Here is a 20,114-nt window from a genome sequence, read left to right as displayed (position 1 = left end):
CTCCGGATAGGTGTGGGGCGTCTATCATATTCGATCTGGCAGGCGAGCAAAACACTTATCCCGCACCCGCAATGTGGCTGTTGAACCGCCGACTTTGCGGGGCGGTGAGCTATTGCCGTCATTGGTGCCCGAGATGTGTAAAACCTCCCGATACTCGGCAAATGGTCGATGCGCCGACTTTTTAGGGGTTGCGCCAAAACCCCTGTTTCCTTATGAGATTTTCTAGTCGGGGCGTAGCGCAGCCTGGTAGCGCATTTGTCTGGGGGACAAAGGGTCGTGGGTTCGAATCCCGCCGCTCCGACCATTTTGTGATGACCGTTCATACGCCGCTTGGCCTCGCTGAGCGGTTTTTTGTTTCCCATAACCGCTATTCTTGACAGCTTTTTGCCTGAGGCACGGGTCCTGTGGGACTGAGAGGCTATCAGCGGCCAAGAGGCCGCTCGGTCGTCTCCTGAGCTGCCTCAATATCCTTGCCTTTATGGGAGTCGGCTGTCCCCAAGGCCGGGGAAGACTAGCGCCAGGGCGTGTGCTGGTTCTACCTTGGGAAAGCTAATCGCAGCACGACGGGACTTAATACGCATTCCCGGACGAGAAGAGGCGGAACGGCGTTAGTGCAAGAATCTTGAGGTCGAACAGGATCGACCAGTTTTCAATGTAATAGAGGTCGTGGTTCACGCGCTGTTCGATCTTATCGAGCGTATCAGTTTCGCCGCGCCAGCCGCTAATTTGAGCCCATCCGGTTATGCCAGGTTTGACCTTGTGGCGAGCAAAATACCCTTCCACGGCTTCGTAATACAGCGTGTTCGCCGCTTTAGCCTGTAGAGCATGGGGGCGAGGGCCGACGATCGACAGCTCACCTTTGAGCACATTGAAAAGCTGCGGCAGCTCATCAATTGAGGTCCGGCGGATAAACTTACCAACCTTGGTGACGCGCGGATCGTCCTTAGTCACCAGTCTTGTAGCATTGGCGTCGAGCATGTCTGTTCGCATGGAGCGGAATTTGTAGATTCGGATCAGCTCGTTGTTGAAGCCGTGTCGATCTTGAACGAAAAATATCGGACCTTTGCTCTCTAGCTTAATCGCAAGGGCGGTGATGAGCATGATGGGCGAAAGCGCGATAAGCGCCAGGATCGCGACAGTTTTGTCAAAAGCCCATTTGAATACAAGATTCCAGTCTGAAATCGGTCTGTCAGCCATGTCGAGCACGGGCAGGTCGCCGACATAAGAATATGCCTTATTGGTGAAACGCAGTTTGCTCATATGCGCTGAGAGTCGGATGTCGACAGGCAAAACCCAGAGCTGGGTCAGCATGTCGAGAACGCGCTTCTCTGCGGACAGTGGCATGGAGACGAGCACGAGGTCGACACGCGTGCGACGGGCAAATTCCACCAGATCAGAAACACGGCCGAGCTTATAAAATCCACTCACTTCATCTGGTGAGCGATCGTCAACGCGATCATCAAAAAGGCCGATAAGCTCAATGTCGGACTTGGCGCTAGTTTGGATCTGGTTGATCAGCTGAGCAGCGTCTTGTCCGCCACCGACGATAACAGTCCGACGCTTGAGTTGTCCGGCGTCGCTCCAATGTTGAACCAACGAACGCAGACTAAGTCGATAGACTACGAGGGTAATGCCACCGAGGGCCCACCAGCTCATCAGCCAGACGCGGCTAACCTGATCGCCCGCTTTGAAGAAGAAGAACCCGATAGCCAAGATTGCGATGACACTGGACCAGCCTGCTAACACGCGCCCCAGTTGCCAAAATCGCGATCTATAGGCGCGGATACGATGGGTTCGCGCAATGTTGAAGAACAAGTTTGCCACAAGGCCACTTGCCAAAATGACCGGCAGATAGAAATTCTCTTGTCCCGTGCCGACGTAGCTCCAGTAGATCGCACAGCCAATTGTGATCAGTAGGATCGCTTCAACGATCTGCGCGATACCCGTAATAACAGCGCTTGAATATCCCACGTCAGCAGGTGCGCTTATGAGTTCCTCTGCGCGCGGCGATAATGTGCCACCAGATGGTGCTCTCTGGCTTACCTGATTTTGTAATACTGACTGCGTGTCGATCTGAAACATATCGAATTAATACCCGCTCTATGGGTACTATTGACCACAAACATCAGCGAATGTGTGAATCGATATGGTCGAAGTTATTTGCTTGGTTGATAGATGTTTAATATCGACGTTGTCATTGAATCTAACGTAAAGAATTCAGAGACATAGCTGCGACGGGCGTGTATCGCATTGATTTCGTTCGTCGGGTTAGAAAGGTGCGCCTGCATTGCCTTGGTCAGGGCGGTTGTATCACCGGCTGGAATTAGCCGCTCCTGAGTGGGGCCGAATATTTCAGCGATTCCGCCAACACGGGTGCTGATCACCGGGAGACCTGCGGCGGTTGCTTCCATCACTACATAGGGTAGGGATTCAGCGAGGGACGGGAGCACTGCGCACTCGCCCAGCGCAAAAGCCTCGCGCGCCGGACGAGATCCTAAAAACCGGACTTGATCAGTCAGTCCGAGGGTTGAGATCATTTTCTCTAGCTCTGGTCGAGATGGACCATCGCCGGCCACGACGAGGGTCGGTCGGCTACCATCGGCTCGCTTGATTTGGGCCAGCGCTTCTACAAGGTGGAAGATGCCTTTGAGCTCGCGTAGCTCGCCCACAAAGACAAAATCCGACAGCGGCTGGATATGTTCGAGGGGCTCGAATTCGGCAGGGCGGAGCCCGTTATAGATAACACTCGTCGGGCAGGTGGGTGCTCCGATCAACGCGCTGTAGGTTTTGAGCGCGAAATGGCTTTCGAAAATTATCGCATCTGTTTTGCGCATGAGTGCGCGTTCCAACTTGTGGAATATCTGCCCAGAGCGTGAGGTGGACGGAAAATGCAAGACGCCACCGTGAGGCGTGTAGACCGTGCGGGCCTTATTGCCGCCCAGCCGGGCGAGACGAGCGTAGAATCCGCCTTTTGCACCGTGTCCGTGAATAACATCCACGTTTAGGCGTTTGGCCAATTTGTTGACCGCGAACGGTGTCTTGAGGTCGCCCAGGCCGAAAACTCGGGGCATTGGATGGCGGTAGACGCCCAGACTCGTGAACTGTTCTATCGCTTTGAGCTTGGTTTCGGTCTGAGCATCGCTTGCGAGGGCGTCAACGACTATGCCAATCTCGTGGCCACGCGCAGAAAGCTCTTCGGTTAGGTCGCAGACATGGCGGAAAAGGCCGCCAACCGGAGCGCGCAGCACCTGCAAAATACGCATTGGCACGCTCCTTATGCGCGAATACTTGTTTAGAACCAGCGCTCTGAAATCACCAGCGTGTCGCCGGGAGCAATCGGGAAATCCAGAGGGACCGGGCTACGGCCCATTTTGTCGGCCTGGCGGCGATAGACGATCACTTGGTTTCGGTCTGCGGTGGGGGTGAAGCCACCTGCTGTGGCAATCGCGGCGCGCGCTGTCATGCCGTAGACATATGGAAACTGGCCGGAGGTTTTCACCTCGCCGGCAATATAGAACGGGCGATATTGCTCGATCTCAACTGCCACATCCGGGCTGCGCATGTAGCCATTGGCGAGCGCCGAGGCGAGACGCTTTGACGCCTGTTCTGTTGTGGTGCCCCGGACCTGAACCGCGCCGACAAGCGGGAAGGCAATGGCGCCCTTGTCGTCCACACGGTAGCTTTTGGATATTTCGGGGTCGCCGTAAACCGACACTCGAACAGTATCACCCGTGTCTAGTTGGTAAGGGCCACGTGTTTCAACAGAATAGGCTGTTGGGCGCGTTGTGGTGCATGCGCCCAACATAACCGGCAAAACCAACGCAATAATGAGAGCGCAGCGCATCTTAACCCTACTTATTCTGTCTTTGAACTTATGTTCTGTCGTGGTTAAGAAAGTGATAGCGTCGAGTAGGTGTTAGTAAAAACGCGAGAAGATTAACTGAATTTTGATCGTAACGGCGCTCTATTCCAACAAGGAATTTGGGGTCCACTAATGGTTTACGAGTCACCAGTCATCGATGATGGGCGAATTAACGTTGCTGGTTTGCTCTCTGCAGTAGGCCGGAAGTTACCGCGAATTATCGCGGTGACACTTGCATTGCTCTCGGTGACATTCGTAATTTTGATGTTTGTTCCAAGGACTTACGAAGGTACTGCGGCTGTTCTTGTTGAGCCGCGCCAGAGTGCCTCCGGACAGAATTCGGGTGATGCGCGGCTTAGTATGTTTGCCACGAACCCGGCCGGTGTGGTGGCAAGTCAAATACAGCTCATCAAATCACCTGACACTCTGATGCGGGTGATTGATGAGTTGAATTTGCGCTCGGTGCCCGAATTTAGTGGCGCTGAAGAAGGTGGCTTTGACCTCGGTGCCTTGCTGCCGCAGCTCGGTCGCCGCGCGGAAACACCACAAAGCGTCGACTCACAGGTTTTATCAGCTCTTTCTGCTAGCTTATCGGTGTCGCAGCAGCCTCAGTCCGCCGTGATCGCGATAACGGTCTCGTCGCGTGAGCCGCAGTTGGCCGCCCAAATCGCCAATGCCATCGCGAAGGCGCATGTTGAGCGTCGTGCGGGATTGAGCCTCTCCGATAATGTCGAGACGTCCGGTTGGCTACTCGAGGAAATCGATCGCCTGCGGGTGTCCGTCGGTGAAGCCGAGCGTGCGGTCGCTGACTTCAAAGTCGCGAATGATCTTTATATCGGACAGGGTAACACCAGCCTGCTGGATCAGCGTTTGTCGACCATCGCGTCGCAGATCAGCGCAGTACAAGAGCAGCGTGGCAATGCTGAAAAACGCGCTGCCCTAATCCGTGACGTTGTTGGTCGTAACCAGCCGGTTGAGAGCTTGGTCGACGTTCAGTCATCCCTCGTCGTGCAGCAGCTGTCACAAGAGAAGGCGCGCATTCAGAGTGAACTGGCCCAGCGTTCCGCAACGCTCCTCAGTAGCCATCCCACGATGCGTGCCCTCAATGCTCAGATCGGCGAACTCAATGCGCAGGTCCGTGCTGAAGCGCAGCGGATGGCCGTCGCGCTAGAGGCCGAAGCGCAGATTTACACCGACCAAGAAGCCTCGCTGCGTGCTGACTTTGAAGCGGCCAAGAACACCGCGTCGACGGCAACCATCGATACCGTGACCCTTGATAGCTTGCAGCGTGAGGCTAAGTCGCAACGCGACCTGCTGGAAGCGTATTTGTTGCGCTACAACGCCTCGTCAACACGGGTCGACATCAACTCGGAATTGCCTGACGTCCGTGTCGTAACTGCTGCTGCTGCTGCTTCTTCCCCGTCAGCGCCGAAGACCGCTCTCATTATGTCTGCGGTCGCGTTTGTGTCGATTTTCTGCCAAATCGGCGGGGCAATTTTTGGGGAGCTGATGTCCGGTCGTGCGGTCGTGTCGTCCCGGACGGCTGCAGAGCATTGGGGCCAACAAGGCCGTCCGTCGGACGCGCCTGGTAACAATACCGCGGGCGATCTCGCAGAGCATATCGCTACGCTTCAACAGCCAATTCTCGCTGGGGCCGCTTCTGACGATGAGACCATCGTAACTGCGGAACAACCTCAGTCCGGCGGTGTGGATCTGGCAAATGTCAAAGAAATGGTGCGCAAGATTCTTGCCGAGACAGACCAGAACAGGGCTCCAGATGCTTCGCCTGCTCCTGTAGAGGATGCGTCTGTTGAGCGGTTTGGTTTCAATGCGGCTGAGCCTGTTGTTGAGCCCGTCGACAAGGGGCTGATCCGTTATAACGAACTCGTTGCTGACCTGGTTTTGGGGCGCACCAATCTCCTGCTGCTGACCGATCACGGAGCCGAGGAGGGTGGTGAACATCTTGCTGAAATTCTCGTCGCGGATGCGCTTTCCAAAGGCCTAAGTGTGGCCTTGGTTGATGCGGGGTCTGGCAAGGTTACGGCCGCGCCGGGACTGTCCGATCTCACTCTGGGCGAAGCGCGTTTCGGAGATGTGGTCCAGAAGTCTGCCGACAACAGCTTTGCAGAAGTGTCTTGGGGTCGCCACGCTGGTCTCGATCGCACCTCACCGCGTCCTGTGACATTGATTGAAGCCCTGACGGATATCTACGAGGTCGTCGTCGTCCTGACTGGGGAGACGAAGACGCAGTCCTTGCTTGCTGATTTTGCGCAAGTGGGGGGGCGTGTGGTTCTGGTTGTTGGTAGCAATAGCGAATTGACGTCAGCCTTTGTGGCCCGACAAAAGCTGCTTGAGGCCGGATACGCTTCAGTGGACGTCGCTGCGGTCACCAAGCCTGTCGCAGCCTAGGCAGTTTGACTATGGCGCTGAAATACACCCTGATCCGTGCCGCTTTTGAGGCACTTTGGCTCGCGAACGCACCGAGGTTGTTCGAGCAGTTTTCAGACGCGCGGGGCGTCATTTGGACACTGCATCGCGTGCTGCCTCAGCCCCCAAAGGCTTTTGCGCCAAACGGCATATTGCAGGTGCAGCCGGAATTCCTCGCCTACTGCCTCGAGCGTCTGGCCGATCGCAAAATACCGGTTGTAAACTTGGACGAGGCGCTGGATCGCCTCACGATGCCGAGGGCCAAATCGACATTTGTCGTGCTGACCTTTGACGATGGCTACAAGGACAATCTGAGCCACGCCCTTCCTGTGCTGGAAGCGGCCCGCACCCCATTCACGCTTTATGTGCCGACCGCCTTTCCTTCGGGCGGCGGGCAGCTCTGGTGGCAAGCTATTGAGGACATAATCGGCAAGGCAGGGGAGGTTCGGTTCCAAGGCTCCTCGGGTACCGTCGTTCTCCCTTCTCGCTCGACAAAAGAAAAGCACACCGCCTTCAATCAGCTCTATTGGCATATGCGCAAAATGCCGGAAACGGAGCGACTGGCGCTGCTGGCGGAATTCACTGCCAATTACGGCTATGACCTCTCAGCTCAATGTCGCGCGGAAATCATGGATTGGGACGAGATCAAGCAGGTGGCCAATCACCCACTGGCAACGATCGGGGCGCATACCGTCAACCACTATGAATTGGCTAAACTGCCGTTGGATCAAGCACGAGCTGAAATTGTGGAGTCGGTGACGGCACTAGAGCAACGCCTCGGCCAACGACCGAAACACTTCTCTTATCCCCTCGGCGGGCCGCTTTCTTGCGGGGAGCGGGAGTTTGAACTTGTCGCGCAACTGGGGTTCACCTCGGGCGTGACGACGCGACCCGGTGGTCTTTATCCTCACCATCGCAAAACACCTGCGGCGCTGCCGCGAGTGTCGCTCAATGGGCTGTTCCAACAAAAGCGCTACGCCGACATCTTTGCCAGTGGCGGGCTCTTCACTCAGTTGGGCCGGATATCGGGTTAGCGTTGGGGCAGGGGATTGGGCTTGGCCATCCAGCGAATGAGAATCATCGCTGGGATCGTCCAACCCATGCCCGCGAAAATAAAATAGATGATCAGCACCAGCCCCGGCAGCCCTTCAGGCAAGAGTAGATAGCCCCAAGTGCCCAAAACGGCCCATCCAGCGATGGAAATGACCAGCAAAAATGCGCCAATCAACTTGCGGTTACGCTGACTCATATGCGGCATCCGGTCTGTTGCGATAATGTCGCGGGGGGATTACCACTCCCGCACCTTAACTGATACTGGAAATTAGCGTCGTGACCTTCATGCAAGATGCGGCCCCGGGCAAAGTGAGCTTTGCGGCCGACCGCCTCCGCCCGGTGCGTATTTGGCTTTATGGCATGGCGGCATTCGTGCTGCTGATTGTCGTTGTGGGCGGCATCACCCGCCTCACCGAGTCTGGTCTGTCGATCACAAGCTGGAATGTCGTCGCGGGTGTAATTCCTCCATTGACCCAAGCCGATTGGGAAGCGGAGTTCGAAGCGTATAAGCAGATCCCGCAATACACGGTCATCAATCATTGGATGAGCTTGGATGATTTCAAGCTGATCTTTTTCTGGGAATGGTTCCACCGTCTTTTGGCGCGCGCGCTCGGGTTCGTCTTCCTGATCCCATTTGTTGTGTTCTTGGCTCAGAAGCGCTTTTCCAAAGACCTCGCTCTGCCCCTTTTTGGTCTGTTCCTTTTGGGCGGTTTCCAGGGCTTCCTTGGCTGGTGGATGGTGTCCTCGGGCCTATCTGAGCTGACATCGGTATCTCAGTATCGCTTGGCGGCGCACTTGTCCGCCGCTGGCGTGCTGCTCTACGCCTTGCTCTATGTTGCACGGACGATCACACCCGGACGTACACTTGGGCACGTCAGCAGCTTTAATTGGGTGACGACGATTGCTCTGCTGGTCGTCCTTATCTTGCAGATCGCTGCGGGTGCGTTTGTAGCCGGTATGGATGCGGGGAAGGGCTATCAGACTTGGCCACTCATGGATGGCTCGGTCATTCCGAACGGCCTCTTCGTGATGGATCCGGTTTGGAAGAACTTCTTTGAGAACGCGCTGACTGTTCAGTTCAATCACCGCAACATCGCCTATCTGATCACAGCCTTCGTTGGTTTCCTGATCTGGCGTCGCGCTAAGGATGGTGGTTTTGCTGGCGTGCACACCTGGCTAATCCGCATTGGCGTGCTCGTTCTCGCTCAAGTCGTCCTCGGTATTGCGACACTCCTGTCGGACATTCAGATCGATCTGGCTGTCGCGCACCAGGGTCTCGCCTTTATTCTGGCAGGCGCTATCGTGCTCTATTTGGCTGATATGCGTCGCGCCCGATAACAACACAAAGAACTGCGGTAATATAATACCGCAGTTCTAACCTGTTGTTTTTATTGAGCTTTTTAAAGGCTCTTGACGGGTGAGGGAATCCCTCTTAAACCCGCCACGAAACGGCCATCCGTGCGCGGATTTGGCCTCCTGAATCTAGGGAATTCGATTATGACAACGTTCTCGGCAAAACCGAGCGATATCGAAAAGCAGTGGATCCTGATCGACGCCGAAGGCCTCGTCGTGGGTCGCCTTGCTTCGATCATTGCATCGCGCCTGCGCGGCAAGCACAAGCCAACCTTTACCCCACACATGGACATGGGTGACAATATCATCGTCATCAATGCCGACAAGGTAAAGCTCACTGGCCGCAAGCTCGACCAGCACCGCTTCTACTGGCACACCGGCTTTGCTGGTGGCATCAAGGACCGCACTGCACGTCAGCTGCTCGAAGGTCGCTTCCCGAACCGCGTTCTTGAAAACGCTGTTCGCCGCATGATGCCAGGTGGCCCGCTCACCCGCGCTCAGCTCAAGAACCTCCGCGTTTACGCTGGTTCCGAGCACCCACACGTCGCACAGAACCCAGCTACGCTGGATGTTGCTGCGATGAACCCCAAGAATGCACGGGTGAAGTAACATGGCCGAAACCATCAATTCTCTCGAAGATCTCGGCACTGCAGCAGTCGCTCCGGCTGTTAACACTGCTCCGGTTCACGTTCAGAAGCTCGACAGCCTCGGCCGCGCATATGCAACCGGCAAGCGTAAGAACGCTGTCGCTCGCGTATGGATCAAGCCAGGCAAGGGCACTCTGACCATCAACGGTCGTGAGTTCTCCAAGTACTTCGCTCGTCCAGTTCTCCAGCTCATCGTCAAGCAGCCAATCGTTGCGACCGAGCGCCTGGACCAGTACGACGTGAACGTCACCGTTGCTGGTGGTGGTCTGTCCGGTCAGGCTGGTGCTGTTCGTCACGGCATCTCCAAGGCTCTCACCTACTTCGAACCTACCCTGCGTAGCGTTCTGAAGAAGGGTGGCTTCCTGACCCGTGATAGCCGTGTTGTTGAACGTAAGAAGTACGGTAAGGCGAAAGCCCGTAAGTCCTTCCAGTTCTCCAAGCGTTAATCGCTACGGATTCTGTATTTTGGAAAGGGCCGGGAAACCGGCCCTTTTCTTTTGCGCAGTTGGCGGTAGAGGACAGCGCATTATTCTTCGTGCGCCCCTCCTAATTGCGCGGGGCATCGCTATATAGCCCATCATGCAGTCTCTTATTACTCGCTTCCATCTCTTGGTTTTTGGCGTCACGGTCGCGATAGCGGGGGTCGGCTATCTGCAGATTCCTGAAACGTTTCTATTCCCCGCGCATTTCACACGCAGCACCGCCGATTGGCTGTGGCCGCGCAATCTTGCACTGCTCACTCCGCCGGCGATCCAACTCGTCATTATGCTGGGGTTCTTTCTCCTTGGTCGCGCGTTTACGAAAAACCATTTTGCCAAAACTCAGCATATTTTAGAGCCTGCTATCCGGTTGATCTTGATGGTCATCGCGGGATGTCAGCTTGGCTTGTTGCTCATGGGGATAGGGTCAGACCTTGATTTCTTTCGTGTAACTGCGGGCTTGTGTGCAGCAGCACTTATGGTGCTGGCGGCAATGCTGTTTGAAGCAGAGCGTCACAGCTACGGCGGCTTGCGAATGCCGTGGCGCGTCGTTTCGGATCGTGCGTGGGTGATTGTGCATCGTGGTTCCGCACTCGTCAGTGCGCTCGGCGCTGTGAGCCTCGGCTATGCGGCGTGGTCAAATCCGGGGCCGGGCGCCTTAATCCTGACTATCTCGGCAGTTTTCGTCGTCCTGCCATTGGTGGCGGGTATACTGACTTTGCTCACGCGCCGCTCTTGATACTGTTTTCGGCGCGATCGCATTAAGCGAGTAGAAAAAACTTCTCTCCCCGAAGGAAATGAAACGCCATTCGCTGCGTTTTGTAACTCACAGGCGTAGAGTCTGGCCAATTACTAGGCAAGTTGCTCACAGCTCGGGCGATGCCGTTCTTTGGGGAAGAAAGAAAATGCCCACCTCATTATCGTCAGGCGTCACCTCTCGCGCGCCAAAGCCTTGGTACACCAATTTTGGTGTTCAGGTCCTCATCTCCATGGTCATTGGCCTCATCCTGGGCTTTATCGCCCGCAACATGGGGCCAGACGCCGCTGGCGGCGCGAACTGGCTCACTGTTACACTGTCCACCGTCGGCTCTTCCTTTGTGTCGCTGCTGCGCGCTCTGGTGCCTGTTCTGGTGTTCACCGCCATTGTGGCCTCCATTGCCAATCTGCGTGAGCTCAACAACGCTGCTAAGCTCGTCTGGCAGACGCTTCTGTGGTTCGCCATTACGGCGCTCATTGCTGTCGCCATCGGCATTGCGCTTGGTCTGATCATTCAGCCGGGTGTGAACACTGCAGTCGCCGCAGAAGCGGCTCGCGCGCCTTCGTCGACGGGTTCCTGGCTCGATTTCTTGAAGGGCCTCATCCCGTCCAACTTCATCGGCTTGCAGGCATCAACGCGCGTCACCGACGCTGGGGCGACGACGAGTCTCAACTTTAACGTTCTGCAGATACTCATTGTCTCGATCGTTGTCGGTATTGCAGCCCTGCGCGTTGGCCCCGCCGCTGATGCGTTCCTTGCGTTCAATCGCTCTTTCCTCAAGATCATCCACAAGGTTCTGTGGTGGGTCATTCGCCTGACCCCAATCGGCACCATTGGCCTTCTGGGCAATGCTGTGGCGGTCTATGGCTGGGACGCCCTGGCGCAACTCGGCTGGTACGCTGCTGCCATCTACATCGGCCTCTTCCTTGTCCTCTTCGTCGTCTATCCGGTTCTGTTGCAGGTCAATGGCCTCAACCCTATCCGGTACTTCCAGAGCGCTTGGCCTGCCATTCAGCTTGCCTTCGTGTCACGTTCGTCCATCGGCACATTGCCCGTCACTGAGCGTGTTACGGAAAAAAGCCTCGGCGTGCCGCGTGAGTATGCCTCCTTCGCTGTGCCTCTAGGCGCGACCACAAAGATGGATGGGTGCGCTGCGATTTATCCGGCGATCTCCGCAATATTTGTCGCGCAGTTCTTCGGCATCTCGCTTGGTCTGGAACACTACCTGCTGATCGTGTTCGTGTCGGTTATTGGTTCGGCGGCTACGGCAGGCCTGACCGGCGCGACCGTCATGCTGACGCTTACTCTATCGACCCTTGGTCTGCCGCTGGAAGGCGTTGGTCTGTTGCTGGCGATTGACCCGATCCTCGACATGGGCCGCACAGCGGTCAACGTGGCTGGGCAGGCTTTGGTCCCGACCATCGTTGCTAAGCGTCAGGGCATTCTCAATCAGTCTGTCTACGACAACGGCAAAACCATCGGAGACCTCGATGCAGACGCGGTTGCAGCAGAATAAGCGCAACACATCATCCTGAATCAGAAGGGGAGGCTTTCGGGCCTTCCCTTTGTTTTTTCATGTGTTTCGACGTCTGGTGCTATTAGCGCTAGAATTACTTCCAGCGCACCATGAGCTTCGTCAGTCCGTGGAAGTGGTAGACGTCGCCATACTTTGGCTCTTCCGCTATCCGCAAATTCGGCAGGCGCTCAAAAAGCACGCTCATGGCTTCCTGCAACTCGATACGGGCGAGCGGCGCGCCAATGCAGAAGTGAATGCCCGCGCCAAAAGACACGTTCGCGCCATCAGTCCGGAAGGGATCAAATGTGTTCGGGTTAGCGAAACGCACTGGATCGCGGTTGGCGGCGCCCAACATCATGCCGACCACATCACCCTTGCGCAGGGGGATGCCGTTTAGCTCCGTGTCGTCGCCGAGCGTATAGCGGGTGAACAAATGCAGCGGCGCGTCATAGCGCAGGCATTCTTCCACCGTCTTTTCCGTCTGCTCTGGTGTTGCGAATAGCGTCTTCGGATCAAGACCGCTCTCGAGGATGGATTTTACTCCATTGCCCGTCGTGTGCACGGTCGCTTCGTGACCGGCATTGAGCAGAAGAATGGCGGTCGACATGACCTCATCTTCGATCAGAACGTCGCCATCCCGGTCTGACGTCAGCATGTGGCTGAGGAGGTCCGCCTTGGGCTCCTTACGTCGTTCAGCGATGACCCCGCGCAAATACTCGGTAAATTCCTTAGCCGCCTGATTGGCGTCGAGCTCGGTGTCCATGGTCACATTGTACATGTACATGGTCACCATGCGGTTGGACCATTCGAGCAGTTTGGGTGCCATTTCCGCAGGCAGGCCAATCATCTCGGCGATGATGATTGCCGGAATAGGGGCGGCAAAAGCTTTAATCAGGTCAACGCTGTCTTGGCCCTCAAACTTATCGATCATGTCGTTGGCCAGCTGGCGAATGCGCGGACGCAAGGCTTCTACCTGGCGGGATACGAACGCGCGGTTCACCAGCGTGCGCAGGCGCGTGTGCGCTTGGGCTTCGAGATTGAGCAGCGAGTATTTTTCGGTCAGATCGAAGTCTGCAGTGTGCGCTTTTGGCGGTTCGAGGCCAATTTCTTCGCGCGTTGCCACATGCAGAATGTCGCGGCCAAAGCGTTTATCGCGCATGAGCAGGCTGACGGTTTTAAAGTCCGCAAAGCACCAGTGGCCATATTCCTCCCAAAAGAACGACGGGCTCGTGGCGTGTCGTTCAGCATAGAACGGGTAGGGGTTCTGGAAGAATGCGGGGTCTTGTGGCTTGGCACTCGCCCGCAAATGGGCGGGGGCATCGGTGACTGGTCGAACTTGAAGAATGGAGGCCATGGGTCGGGACTTTCATACGATGGCCCAGCTTAAGGCGCTCTTGCAACAAAGCAAATCCACTTCTTGCATGCTAGTTTGCCCGCAAACACCGAGCCTTTCAAAAGCCACTGTGAACATAGAGGGCTTGGCATTTGCCTCGCAATCATGTCTTGAAGGAGCAAATACGACTGAGGATTCTGGACAAGTGAGCGATATCACCGTCTCTGCCGCAATTGACGCCGTACTGGCATCGATCAAGAACGACAACGAAGACCTGGACCTGCAGATTGCAGCGCTCAAGGCCGCTATGGCCCATGAAGGCGTCAAGGAAGCAGTGTTTGAAACAGCAAAGCTTCCCCAGCCGAACCGTCAGGGTCGCAAGCTGATGCAGTCCTACTTCAAAAAGAAGGGCGTAGCTGTCAGCTTCAGCTGATAAATTTGCGCCTATTTACCGTTCTGCATCATAGGGCGTGCTTCCTATTGAAGCTTGCCCTATTGGTGCCTATCTCTGCCTTTACCGCGCGTTAAGGGCAAATCGAATGCAATCGGCTTCAAACGCGCCGATTCGTTTCTTTCTCACGTTATGGTCCTGTCCGGTGCGCGTAAGGGACTAGAGGTGAACTAAAACCGCTCACCCATTCGGGGAGCCAAGGGGCTACACATGCGGGATCCGCACGATATTCTGACCAACACGCTCGTTCCGATGGTCGTCGAGCAATCCAATCGTGGCGAACGCGCGTTCGACATTTACTCGCGCCTGCTGCGCGAGCGCATCATTTTCGTGACCGGTCCGGTCGAGGACAACATGGCCTCGCTGATCGTCGCGCAGCTGCTTTTCCTTGAATCGGAAAACCCGAAGAAGGAAATCGCGCTCTACATCAATTCCCCGGGCGGTGTTGTGACCTCGGGCCTGTCGATCTACGACACCATGCAGTTCATCCGCCCTGCGGTTGCGACCATGGTTATGGGTCAGGCATGCTCCATGGGTTCGCTCCTGCTCGCAGCGGGTGAGGCTGGCATGCGTACAGCGCTGCCAAACTCGCGCATCATGGTTCACCAGCCATCCGGTGGTTTCCAGGGTCAGGTCACTGACATCATGATCCACGCCAAGGAAGTTGAAGGCCTGAAGCGTCGCCTGAATCAGATTTACGAAAAACACACTGGTCAGACCTACGACCAGATCGAAAAGGCTCTCGAACGCGACAACTTCTTGTCGCCAGAAGAAGCCAAGGCAATGGGTTTGATCGACACCGTGCTTGAAAAGCGCGTTGTTCCAGACGCTGCCATCTAAGGTTTGGTGCGTTAAGCACTAAACCAATGCGCCGTGGAGTGTGATCCTGGTGCAATTGCGCATAGCCGAAGCGACCTTTAAGGTTGTTTCGGCTTAGACTTTCTTTATGCCTTGAGCGTTAGCCTTAAAGGCGAATGCTTGATTTTGGGGGCGATGAGTCTCCGGGAGTGACTGATGTCCAAAGAGACAACAAACGGCGAAACGTCCAAGAACACGCTTTACTGCTCGTTCTGCGGAAAGTCGCAGCACGAAGTTCGGAAGCTAATCGCCGGTCCGACCGTGTTCATCTGCGATGAATGCGTCGAGCTGTGCATGGACATCATCCGCGAAGAGAACAAGACCTCTATGGTCAAGTCCTCCGAGGGCGTGCCGACCCCTGCAGAAATCTGCAAGGTGCTCGATGATTACGTCATCGGCCAGTACCGCGCTAAGCGCGTGCTCTCCGTGGCTGTCCACAACCACTACAAGCGCCTGCATCACGCGCAGAAGAATCAGGATGTTGAGCTTTCCAAGTCCAACATCATGCTGATCGGCCCGACGGGTTCGGGTAAGACTCTGCTCGCGCAGACAATGGCTCGTATTCTCGACGTGCCGTTCACCATGGCTGACGCCACCACGTTGACCGAAGCCGGTTACGTTGGTGAAGACGTTGAAAACATCATCCTGAAGCTGCTTCAGGCTGCTGACTACAACGTTGAAAAGGCGCAGCGCGGCATCGTCTACATCGACGAAGTCGACAAGATTTCCCGCAAGTCGGACAATCCTTCGATCACCCGCGACGTGTCGGGCGAAGGCGTGCAGCAGGCTCTTCTCAAGATCATGGAAGGCACCGTTGCCTCCGTGCCTCCGCAGGGCGGCCGTAAGCACCCGCAGCAGGAATTCCTACAGGTCGACACCACGAACATTCTGTTCATCTGTGGTGGTGCGTTTGCTGGCCTCGAAAAGATCATCTCTGCTCGCGGTGAAGGTTCCGGCATCGGCTTTAACGCTGTCGTCAAGGATCCAAACGATCGTCGTGTCGGCAAGATCCTCGCAGATGTTGAGCCAGAAGATCTGGTTCGCTTCGGCCTGATCCCAGAGTTCATCGGTCGTCTGCCAGTTCTGGCAACGCTCGAAGATCTCGACGTTCCGGCTCTGCTCGAAATCCTGACGGCTCCGAAGAACGCACTCGTTCGTCAGTATCAGCGCCTCTTCCAGATGGAAGAAGTTGAGCTGACCTTCCACGAAGACGCTCTCAAGGCGATCGCGGAGAAGGCAATCGAACGCAAGACCGGTGCTCGTGGCCTGCGCTCGATCATGGAAGGCATTCTGCTCGATACCATGTACGACCTGCCAAGCCTCGAAGGCGTCCAGGAAATCGTCATCTCGGAAGAAGTGGTCAAGGGCAAGGACGTTCGTCCGCTCTACATCTACTCCGACAAGGCCAAGGAAGAAGCGCCGGCAACCGCCTAAGCTTCCCTGCCGACGAATTAGAAAAGGCCTCCCTTAGGGGAGGCCTTTTTGTTTTTGGGTATAGATCCCCGCCGCTTCCTGCGCCTATCTCCTCCACCGTCATTGCGCGGCTCGACCGGGCAATCCAGTGCGATGGCGCGTCAGTCTCGATCCCCCTAGACAAGCCCGGGGATGACGCCTTGGAGAGGGCAGTGGGTGAGCGTGTGGTGCCTAGCCCTCTTCCCCTGTCACAAATTCCATCGGCCCCGGCTCTTCGCCCATAATGGACCGCCCGAAGAGGCTGGCGACCAAATCCACGAGAACCGTCGCGCTTTTTCCGCCTTCATCGAGGAACGGGTTCAGCTCCACAACATCGAACGACCCCATAACCCCGCTGTCGTGGATCATTTCCATCATCAAATGCGCCTCACGATAGGTGAGGCCGCCAGGCACCAGCGTGCCACCACCCGGAGCAACCGAGGGGTCGAGACTGTCGACGTCAAAGCTGACGTGCAGATGCGCTCCCGCAATTTTGGCTTTGTCGATAACTTTTTGCATAGCAGCAACGATACCAAGCTGATCGAGCCGGCGCATGTCGACCACATCGACACCGCGCGCTTGCACCAGTCGGCGCTCATCGCGATCCACAGACCGCGCACCAAAAATCGTCACATTGCGGGGCTCAATCCGACCGAGCCAGTCGCCCTTAAAACTCTCGTCAAACTCTGGCTCGCCACAGAGCAGCGCCAGCGGCATGCCGTGCAGATTGCCAGTAGGGGAGGTTACGGGCGTGTTGTAGTCCGCGTGGGCGTCAATCCACAACACATGCACAGGTCGGCCCGTTGTCGCGCAGTGGCGGGCGACGGCCGACACCGTTCCGATTGCGATCGAGTGGTCGCCACCTAAAAAGACCGGGGTATTCCCAGCCTGCAAAATTGCAAAGCCAGCGTCGCTGGTGCGAGCCGCCAAATCCAGCACATCTGCCTTTCGCACTTCGGGCAGGCGCGTGCTGGATGGATTGGTGGAGACTTCTGGCTGAGAACGCCTCAGGTCGCCATAATCTGCAACCTCGTGATCAAGGTCGATGAGGGCTTCCACAAGGCCCGCAACACGCAGAGCTTCTGGGCCCATGCCGCATCCTCTCACTGAGGCGCCAGACGCGGTTGCGATCCCTAGAATGTCGATGCGCTTGGGTCGGAATAGGCCAGTCATGGGGCGCTCCTTGTGCTCAGGTTCAGAAACTATACACCCGGCCTGAATGCAAGGCACATCAGTGTTCCCTGTGCTCGGACATATCTCCTGTGCGTAGGGCATAGATGTGATAGAAAAGCGTCATTGGTCACTTGCGACAGCGTTCCTTAAACCTATTTATTAATGGAAATCGCCCAACCTAGTTTGGTTGAGTTGTCGCAATACGGGTGCGTCATTTGCCTGCCTCAGGCGCACCTCGGAAAGGAAATGTGATGTCGGAAGTTACTTCCACCGGCGAAACCAGCCGGGACCGGGTTTATCCGGTTCTCCCTCTGCGCGACATCGTCGTCTTCCCAGGCATGATTGTGCCGCTGTTCGTTGGCCGTGAGAAATCGGTCAAGGCGCTGGAAGAAGTTATGCGCGACGACAAGCATATCCTTGTCGTGACGCAGAAGAACGCGCAGGACGACGATCCGGCGCCAGACCAGATTTATCCTACTGGCACGATTGCCACTGTGCTGCAGTTGCTCAAGCTCCCCGATGGTACCGTTAAGGTACTGGTGGAAGGGCTCAGCCGCGCCAGCATCGACCAGTATTTGCAGACCGAAGACTATTTCGAAGCCGAAGCGTCTGTGCTGGAAGAGCCAGTCGAAGACGCCACCGAAATTGAAGCGCTGTCCCGTTCGGCTCAGTCCGAGTTCGAAAACTACGTCAAGCTGAACAAGAAGATTTCAGCTGAAGTCGTTGCCGCTGTTGGTCAGATCGAAAACGCCAGCAAGCTGGCCGATACAATTGCGAGCCACCTCGTAATCAAGATTCCTGAGAAGGAAGAGCTTCTGCAAATGGTCAGCGTTATCGAACGCTTGCAGAAGATCATCGTTCTCATGGAAGGCGAAATCGGCGTCCTTCAGGTCGAAAAGCGCATCCGCTCGCGTGTAAAACGCCAGATGGAAAAGACCCAGCGCGAGTACTACCTGAACGAGCAGATGAAGGCGATCCAGCGCGAGCTGGGCGATGGCGAAGAAGGTGCCAACGAAGTCGCTGAGCTCGAAGACCGCGTTGCCAATACAAAGCTTTCCAAGGAAGCCAAGGCTAAGGCCGAAGGCGAAATCAAGAAGCTTAAGGCGATGAGCCCGATGTCGGCGGAAGCCTCAGTCGTGCGCAACTATCTCGATACGCTGCTCGGCTTGCCTTGGGGCAAGAAGAGCAAGGTCAAGCGCGACTTGGCTATTGCCGAGAAGGTTCTCGACGCGGATCACTATGGCCTCGAAAAGGTCAAGGAACGCATTCTCGAGTATCTGGCCGTTCAGGCGCGCACAGGCACGTTGAAGGGGCCGATCCTCTGCCTCGTTGGTCCTCCGGGCGTCGGTAAAACGTCGCTGGGCAAGTCGATTGCCAAGGCTACGGGCCGTGAATTCGTCCGTATGGCCCTAGGCGGCGTGCGCGATGAAGCGGAAATCCGTGGGCACCGTCGTACCTATATCGGCTCCATGCCGGGCAAGATCATCCAGTCGCTCAAGAAGGTGGGTAAGAACAACCCACTGTTCCTGCTCGATGAAATCGACAAGATGGGCCAGGACTTCCGGGGCGACCCGTCTTCGGCTTTGCTTGAAGTGCTCGATCCAGAACAGAACAACTCATTCTCGGACCACTATCTGGAAGTCGATTTCGACCTTTCGGACGTGATGTTCGTGACGACGTCGAACACGCTCAACATTCCAGGTCCTTTGATGGACCGCATGGAGATCATCCGCCTCTCCGGCTACACCGAAGAGGAAAAGCACGCGATTGCTAAGCAGCACCTGCTTCCAGAGGCTGCTAAGGAAAATGGCGTGGCGCACGGTGAGTTCATTCTCTCCGATGAGATGCTGATGAAGGTTATTCGCGGTTACACCCGTGAAGCCGGCGTCCGTAACCTCAAGCGTGAAATCTCCAAGCTGATGCGTAAGGCTGTCACCGACATCGTGCGCAAGAAGGTCAAGTCGATCACCATCGATGATGAAAAGCTGACCGAATATCTCGGCCCGCTGGTCTTCAAGCACGGCGAAATCGAAGCGGAAGCACAGGTTGGTCTGGTGACTGGCCTGGCGTGGACTTCGGTTGGTGGCGAAATGCTGACAATTGAAGGCGTGATGACGCCGGGTAAGGGCCGCATGTCGGTCACCGGTAACATCAAGGAAGTGATGAAGGAATCGCTGACTGCGGCACAGGCCTATGTGAAGTCCCGCTGCATCGACTTCGGCATTAAGCCGCCGATGTTCGACACGCGCGATATCCACGTCCACCTACCAGAAGGGGCAACCCCGAAGGATGGTCCATCGGCTGGTATCGGTCTGGCAACGGCAATCGTTTCGGTCATGACCGGTATTCCGGTTCGCAACGACGTTGCCATGACTGGCGAAATCACGCTGCGTGGTCGCGTGCTTCCAATCGGCGGGCTCAAGGAAAAGCTCCTTGCGGCACTCCGTGGTGGCATCAAGACCGTGCTGATCCCAGAAGAGAACGTTCGCGATCTCGTCGAGATTCCGGACATCGTCAAGCAGGGCATGGAAATCATTCCTGTGAGCCGGATGGATCAAGTCATCGAGCATGCTCTGGTGCGCAAGCCTGAGGCAATCGAGTGGAACTTCGACGAACAGCCAGTGGTCAAGACCACTGACACTTCTGACGAAGCAGCGCTCGGGGTGACCCACTAATCGTGCCGCAGACCAAACGTTGGAAATGGCGACCTTCGGGTCGCCATTTTTGTTTCTGGTTCGGAATCAATGCCTGAG

General features: G+C 56.1%; 17 protein-coding genes and 1 tRNA gene. 12 read left to right on the top strand and 6 right to left on the bottom strand.

What is annotated here, in order from left to right; genetic code table 11:
* The first annotated feature begins 227 nt into the window (after nucleotides 1–227).
* Nucleotides 228–304, top strand: a tRNA-Pro gene (locus tag JHC09_RS02340).
* Between the two features lie 266 nt (nucleotides 305–570).
* On the opposite strand, the gene JHC09_RS02335 is transcribed toward JHC09_RS02340, so the two are convergent.
* The 3 genes from JHC09_RS02335 to JHC09_RS02325 form a co-directional block, all read right to left on the bottom strand.
* Nucleotides 571–2,082, bottom strand: a complete 1,512-nt coding sequence (locus tag JHC09_RS02335) for an undecaprenyl-phosphate glucose phosphotransferase (RefSeq protein ID WP_199530635.1) — start codon at nucleotides 2,080–2,082, stop codon at nucleotides 571–573.
* 74 nt (nucleotides 2,083–2,156) lie between these two features.
* Nucleotides 2,157–3,248 (bottom strand): glycosyltransferase family 4 protein, encoded by a 1,092-nt coding sequence (locus JHC09_RS02330; RefSeq protein WP_349236506.1) that lies wholly within the window; start codon nucleotides 3,246–3,248, stop codon nucleotides 2,157–2,159.
* A gap of 44 nt (nucleotides 3,249–3,292) precedes the next feature.
* Complete coding sequence (locus JHC09_RS02325) at nucleotides 3,293–3,805, bottom strand: polysaccharide biosynthesis/export family protein (RefSeq protein ID WP_248308866.1); 513 nt, start codon at nucleotides 3,803–3,805, stop codon at nucleotides 3,293–3,295.
* A 189-nt stretch (nucleotides 3,806–3,994) separates the two neighbouring features.
* Between JHC09_RS02325 and JHC09_RS02320 the strand changes: the two genes are divergently transcribed.
* Nucleotides 3,995–6,271 carry a GumC family protein gene (locus JHC09_RS02320; RefSeq protein ID WP_199530632.1) on the top strand — a complete coding sequence of 759 codons (2,277 nt, stop codon included), beginning with the start codon at nucleotides 3,995–3,997 and terminating at the stop codon, nucleotides 6,269–6,271.
* An 11-nt stretch (nucleotides 6,272–6,282) separates the two neighbouring features.
* Nucleotides 6,283–7,323: a polysaccharide deacetylase family protein gene (locus JHC09_RS02315; protein ID WP_199530631.1), complete on the top strand. Its 1,041-nt coding sequence runs from the start codon at nucleotides 6,283–6,285 to the stop codon at nucleotides 7,321–7,323.
* Here JHC09_RS02315 and JHC09_RS02310 read toward each other — a convergent pair.
* Nucleotides 7,320–7,538 (bottom strand): DUF2842 domain-containing protein, encoded by a 219-nt coding sequence (locus JHC09_RS02310; RefSeq protein ID WP_169196109.1) that lies wholly within the window; start codon nucleotides 7,536–7,538, stop codon nucleotides 7,320–7,322. The two genes, JHC09_RS02315 and JHC09_RS02310, sit on opposite strands and share 4 nt — an antisense overlap.
* Before the next feature lie 89 nt (nucleotides 7,539–7,627).
* On the opposite strand from JHC09_RS02310, the gene JHC09_RS02305 reads away from it, so the two are divergent.
* The 5 genes from JHC09_RS02305 to JHC09_RS02285 all read left to right on the top strand — a co-directional run bounded on the left by JHC09_RS02305 (nucleotide 7,628) and on the right by JHC09_RS02285 (nucleotide 12,094).
* Entirely contained in the window at nucleotides 7,628–8,680 is a 1,053-nt protein-coding gene (locus tag JHC09_RS02305) for a COX15/CtaA family protein (protein ID WP_199530763.1), read from the top strand.
* Between the two features lie 159 nt (nucleotides 8,681–8,839).
* Nucleotides 8,840–9,304: a 50S ribosomal protein L13 gene (gene rplM, locus JHC09_RS02300; protein WP_169196110.1), complete on the top strand. Its 465-nt coding sequence runs from the start codon at nucleotides 8,840–8,842 to the stop codon at nucleotides 9,302–9,304.
* Between the two features lies 1 nt (nucleotide 9,305).
* Nucleotides 9,306–9,788, top strand: a complete 483-nt coding sequence (gene rpsI / locus JHC09_RS02295) for a 30S ribosomal protein S9 (RefSeq protein WP_169196111.1) — start codon at nucleotides 9,306–9,308, stop codon at nucleotides 9,786–9,788.
* Nucleotides 9,789–9,951: 163 nt separating this feature from the next.
* Nucleotides 9,952–10,560: a hypothetical protein gene (locus tag JHC09_RS02290; protein WP_199530630.1), complete on the top strand. Its 609-nt coding sequence runs from the start codon at nucleotides 9,952–9,954 to the stop codon at nucleotides 10,558–10,560.
* A 166-nt stretch (nucleotides 10,561–10,726) separates the two neighbouring features.
* Entirely contained in the window at nucleotides 10,727–12,094 is a 1,368-nt protein-coding gene (locus tag JHC09_RS02285; RefSeq protein WP_199530629.1) for a dicarboxylate/amino acid:cation symporter, read from the top strand.
* Between the two features lie 94 nt (nucleotides 12,095–12,188).
* Here the strand turns inward: JHC09_RS02285 and JHC09_RS02280 are convergent, their stop codons facing one another.
* Nucleotides 12,189–13,448, bottom strand: a complete 1,260-nt coding sequence (locus JHC09_RS02280) for a cytochrome P450 (protein ID WP_199530628.1) — start codon at nucleotides 13,446–13,448, stop codon at nucleotides 12,189–12,191.
* A gap of 184 nt (nucleotides 13,449–13,632) precedes the next feature.
* On the opposite strand from JHC09_RS02280, the gene JHC09_RS02275 reads away from it, so the two are divergent.
* The 3 genes from JHC09_RS02275 to clpX all read left to right on the top strand — a co-directional run bounded on the left by JHC09_RS02275 (nucleotide 13,633) and on the right by clpX (nucleotide 16,170).
* Nucleotides 13,633–13,860, top strand: a complete 228-nt coding sequence (locus JHC09_RS02275) for a hypothetical protein (RefSeq protein WP_169196115.1) — start codon at nucleotides 13,633–13,635, stop codon at nucleotides 13,858–13,860.
* Between the two features lie 228 nt (nucleotides 13,861–14,088).
* A complete protein-coding gene (locus JHC09_RS02270; RefSeq protein WP_169196116.1) occupies nucleotides 14,089–14,718 on the top strand; it encodes an ATP-dependent Clp protease proteolytic subunit in 630 nt (209 codons plus the stop codon).
* A gap of 174 nt (nucleotides 14,719–14,892) precedes the next feature.
* A complete protein-coding gene (clpX, locus tag JHC09_RS02265; protein WP_169196117.1) occupies nucleotides 14,893–16,170 on the top strand; it encodes an ATP-dependent Clp protease ATP-binding subunit ClpX in 1,278 nt (425 codons plus the stop codon).
* A 210-nt stretch (nucleotides 16,171–16,380) separates the two neighbouring features.
* On the opposite strand, the gene rocF is transcribed toward clpX, so the two are convergent.
* Nucleotides 16,381–17,361: an arginase gene (gene rocF / locus JHC09_RS02260; protein WP_199530627.1), complete on the bottom strand. Its 981-nt coding sequence runs from the start codon at nucleotides 17,359–17,361 to the stop codon at nucleotides 16,381–16,383.
* Nucleotides 17,362–17,612: 251 nt separating this feature from the next.
* Here rocF and lon point away from each other — a divergent pair, with 251 nt between their 5' ends.
* Entirely contained in the window at nucleotides 17,613–20,036 is a 2,424-nt protein-coding gene (lon, locus tag JHC09_RS02255) for an endopeptidase La (protein ID WP_199530626.1), read from the top strand.
* Nucleotides 20,037–20,114 lie beyond the last annotated feature (78 nt).

Source organism: Devosia sp. MC532 (assembly GCF_016461625.1).
GTDB lineage: Bacteria > Pseudomonadota > Alphaproteobacteria > Rhizobiales > Devosiaceae > Devosia.
Note: the sequence above shows the minus strand (reverse complement) of the source record. Positions and strands in the feature narration are given on the sequence as shown.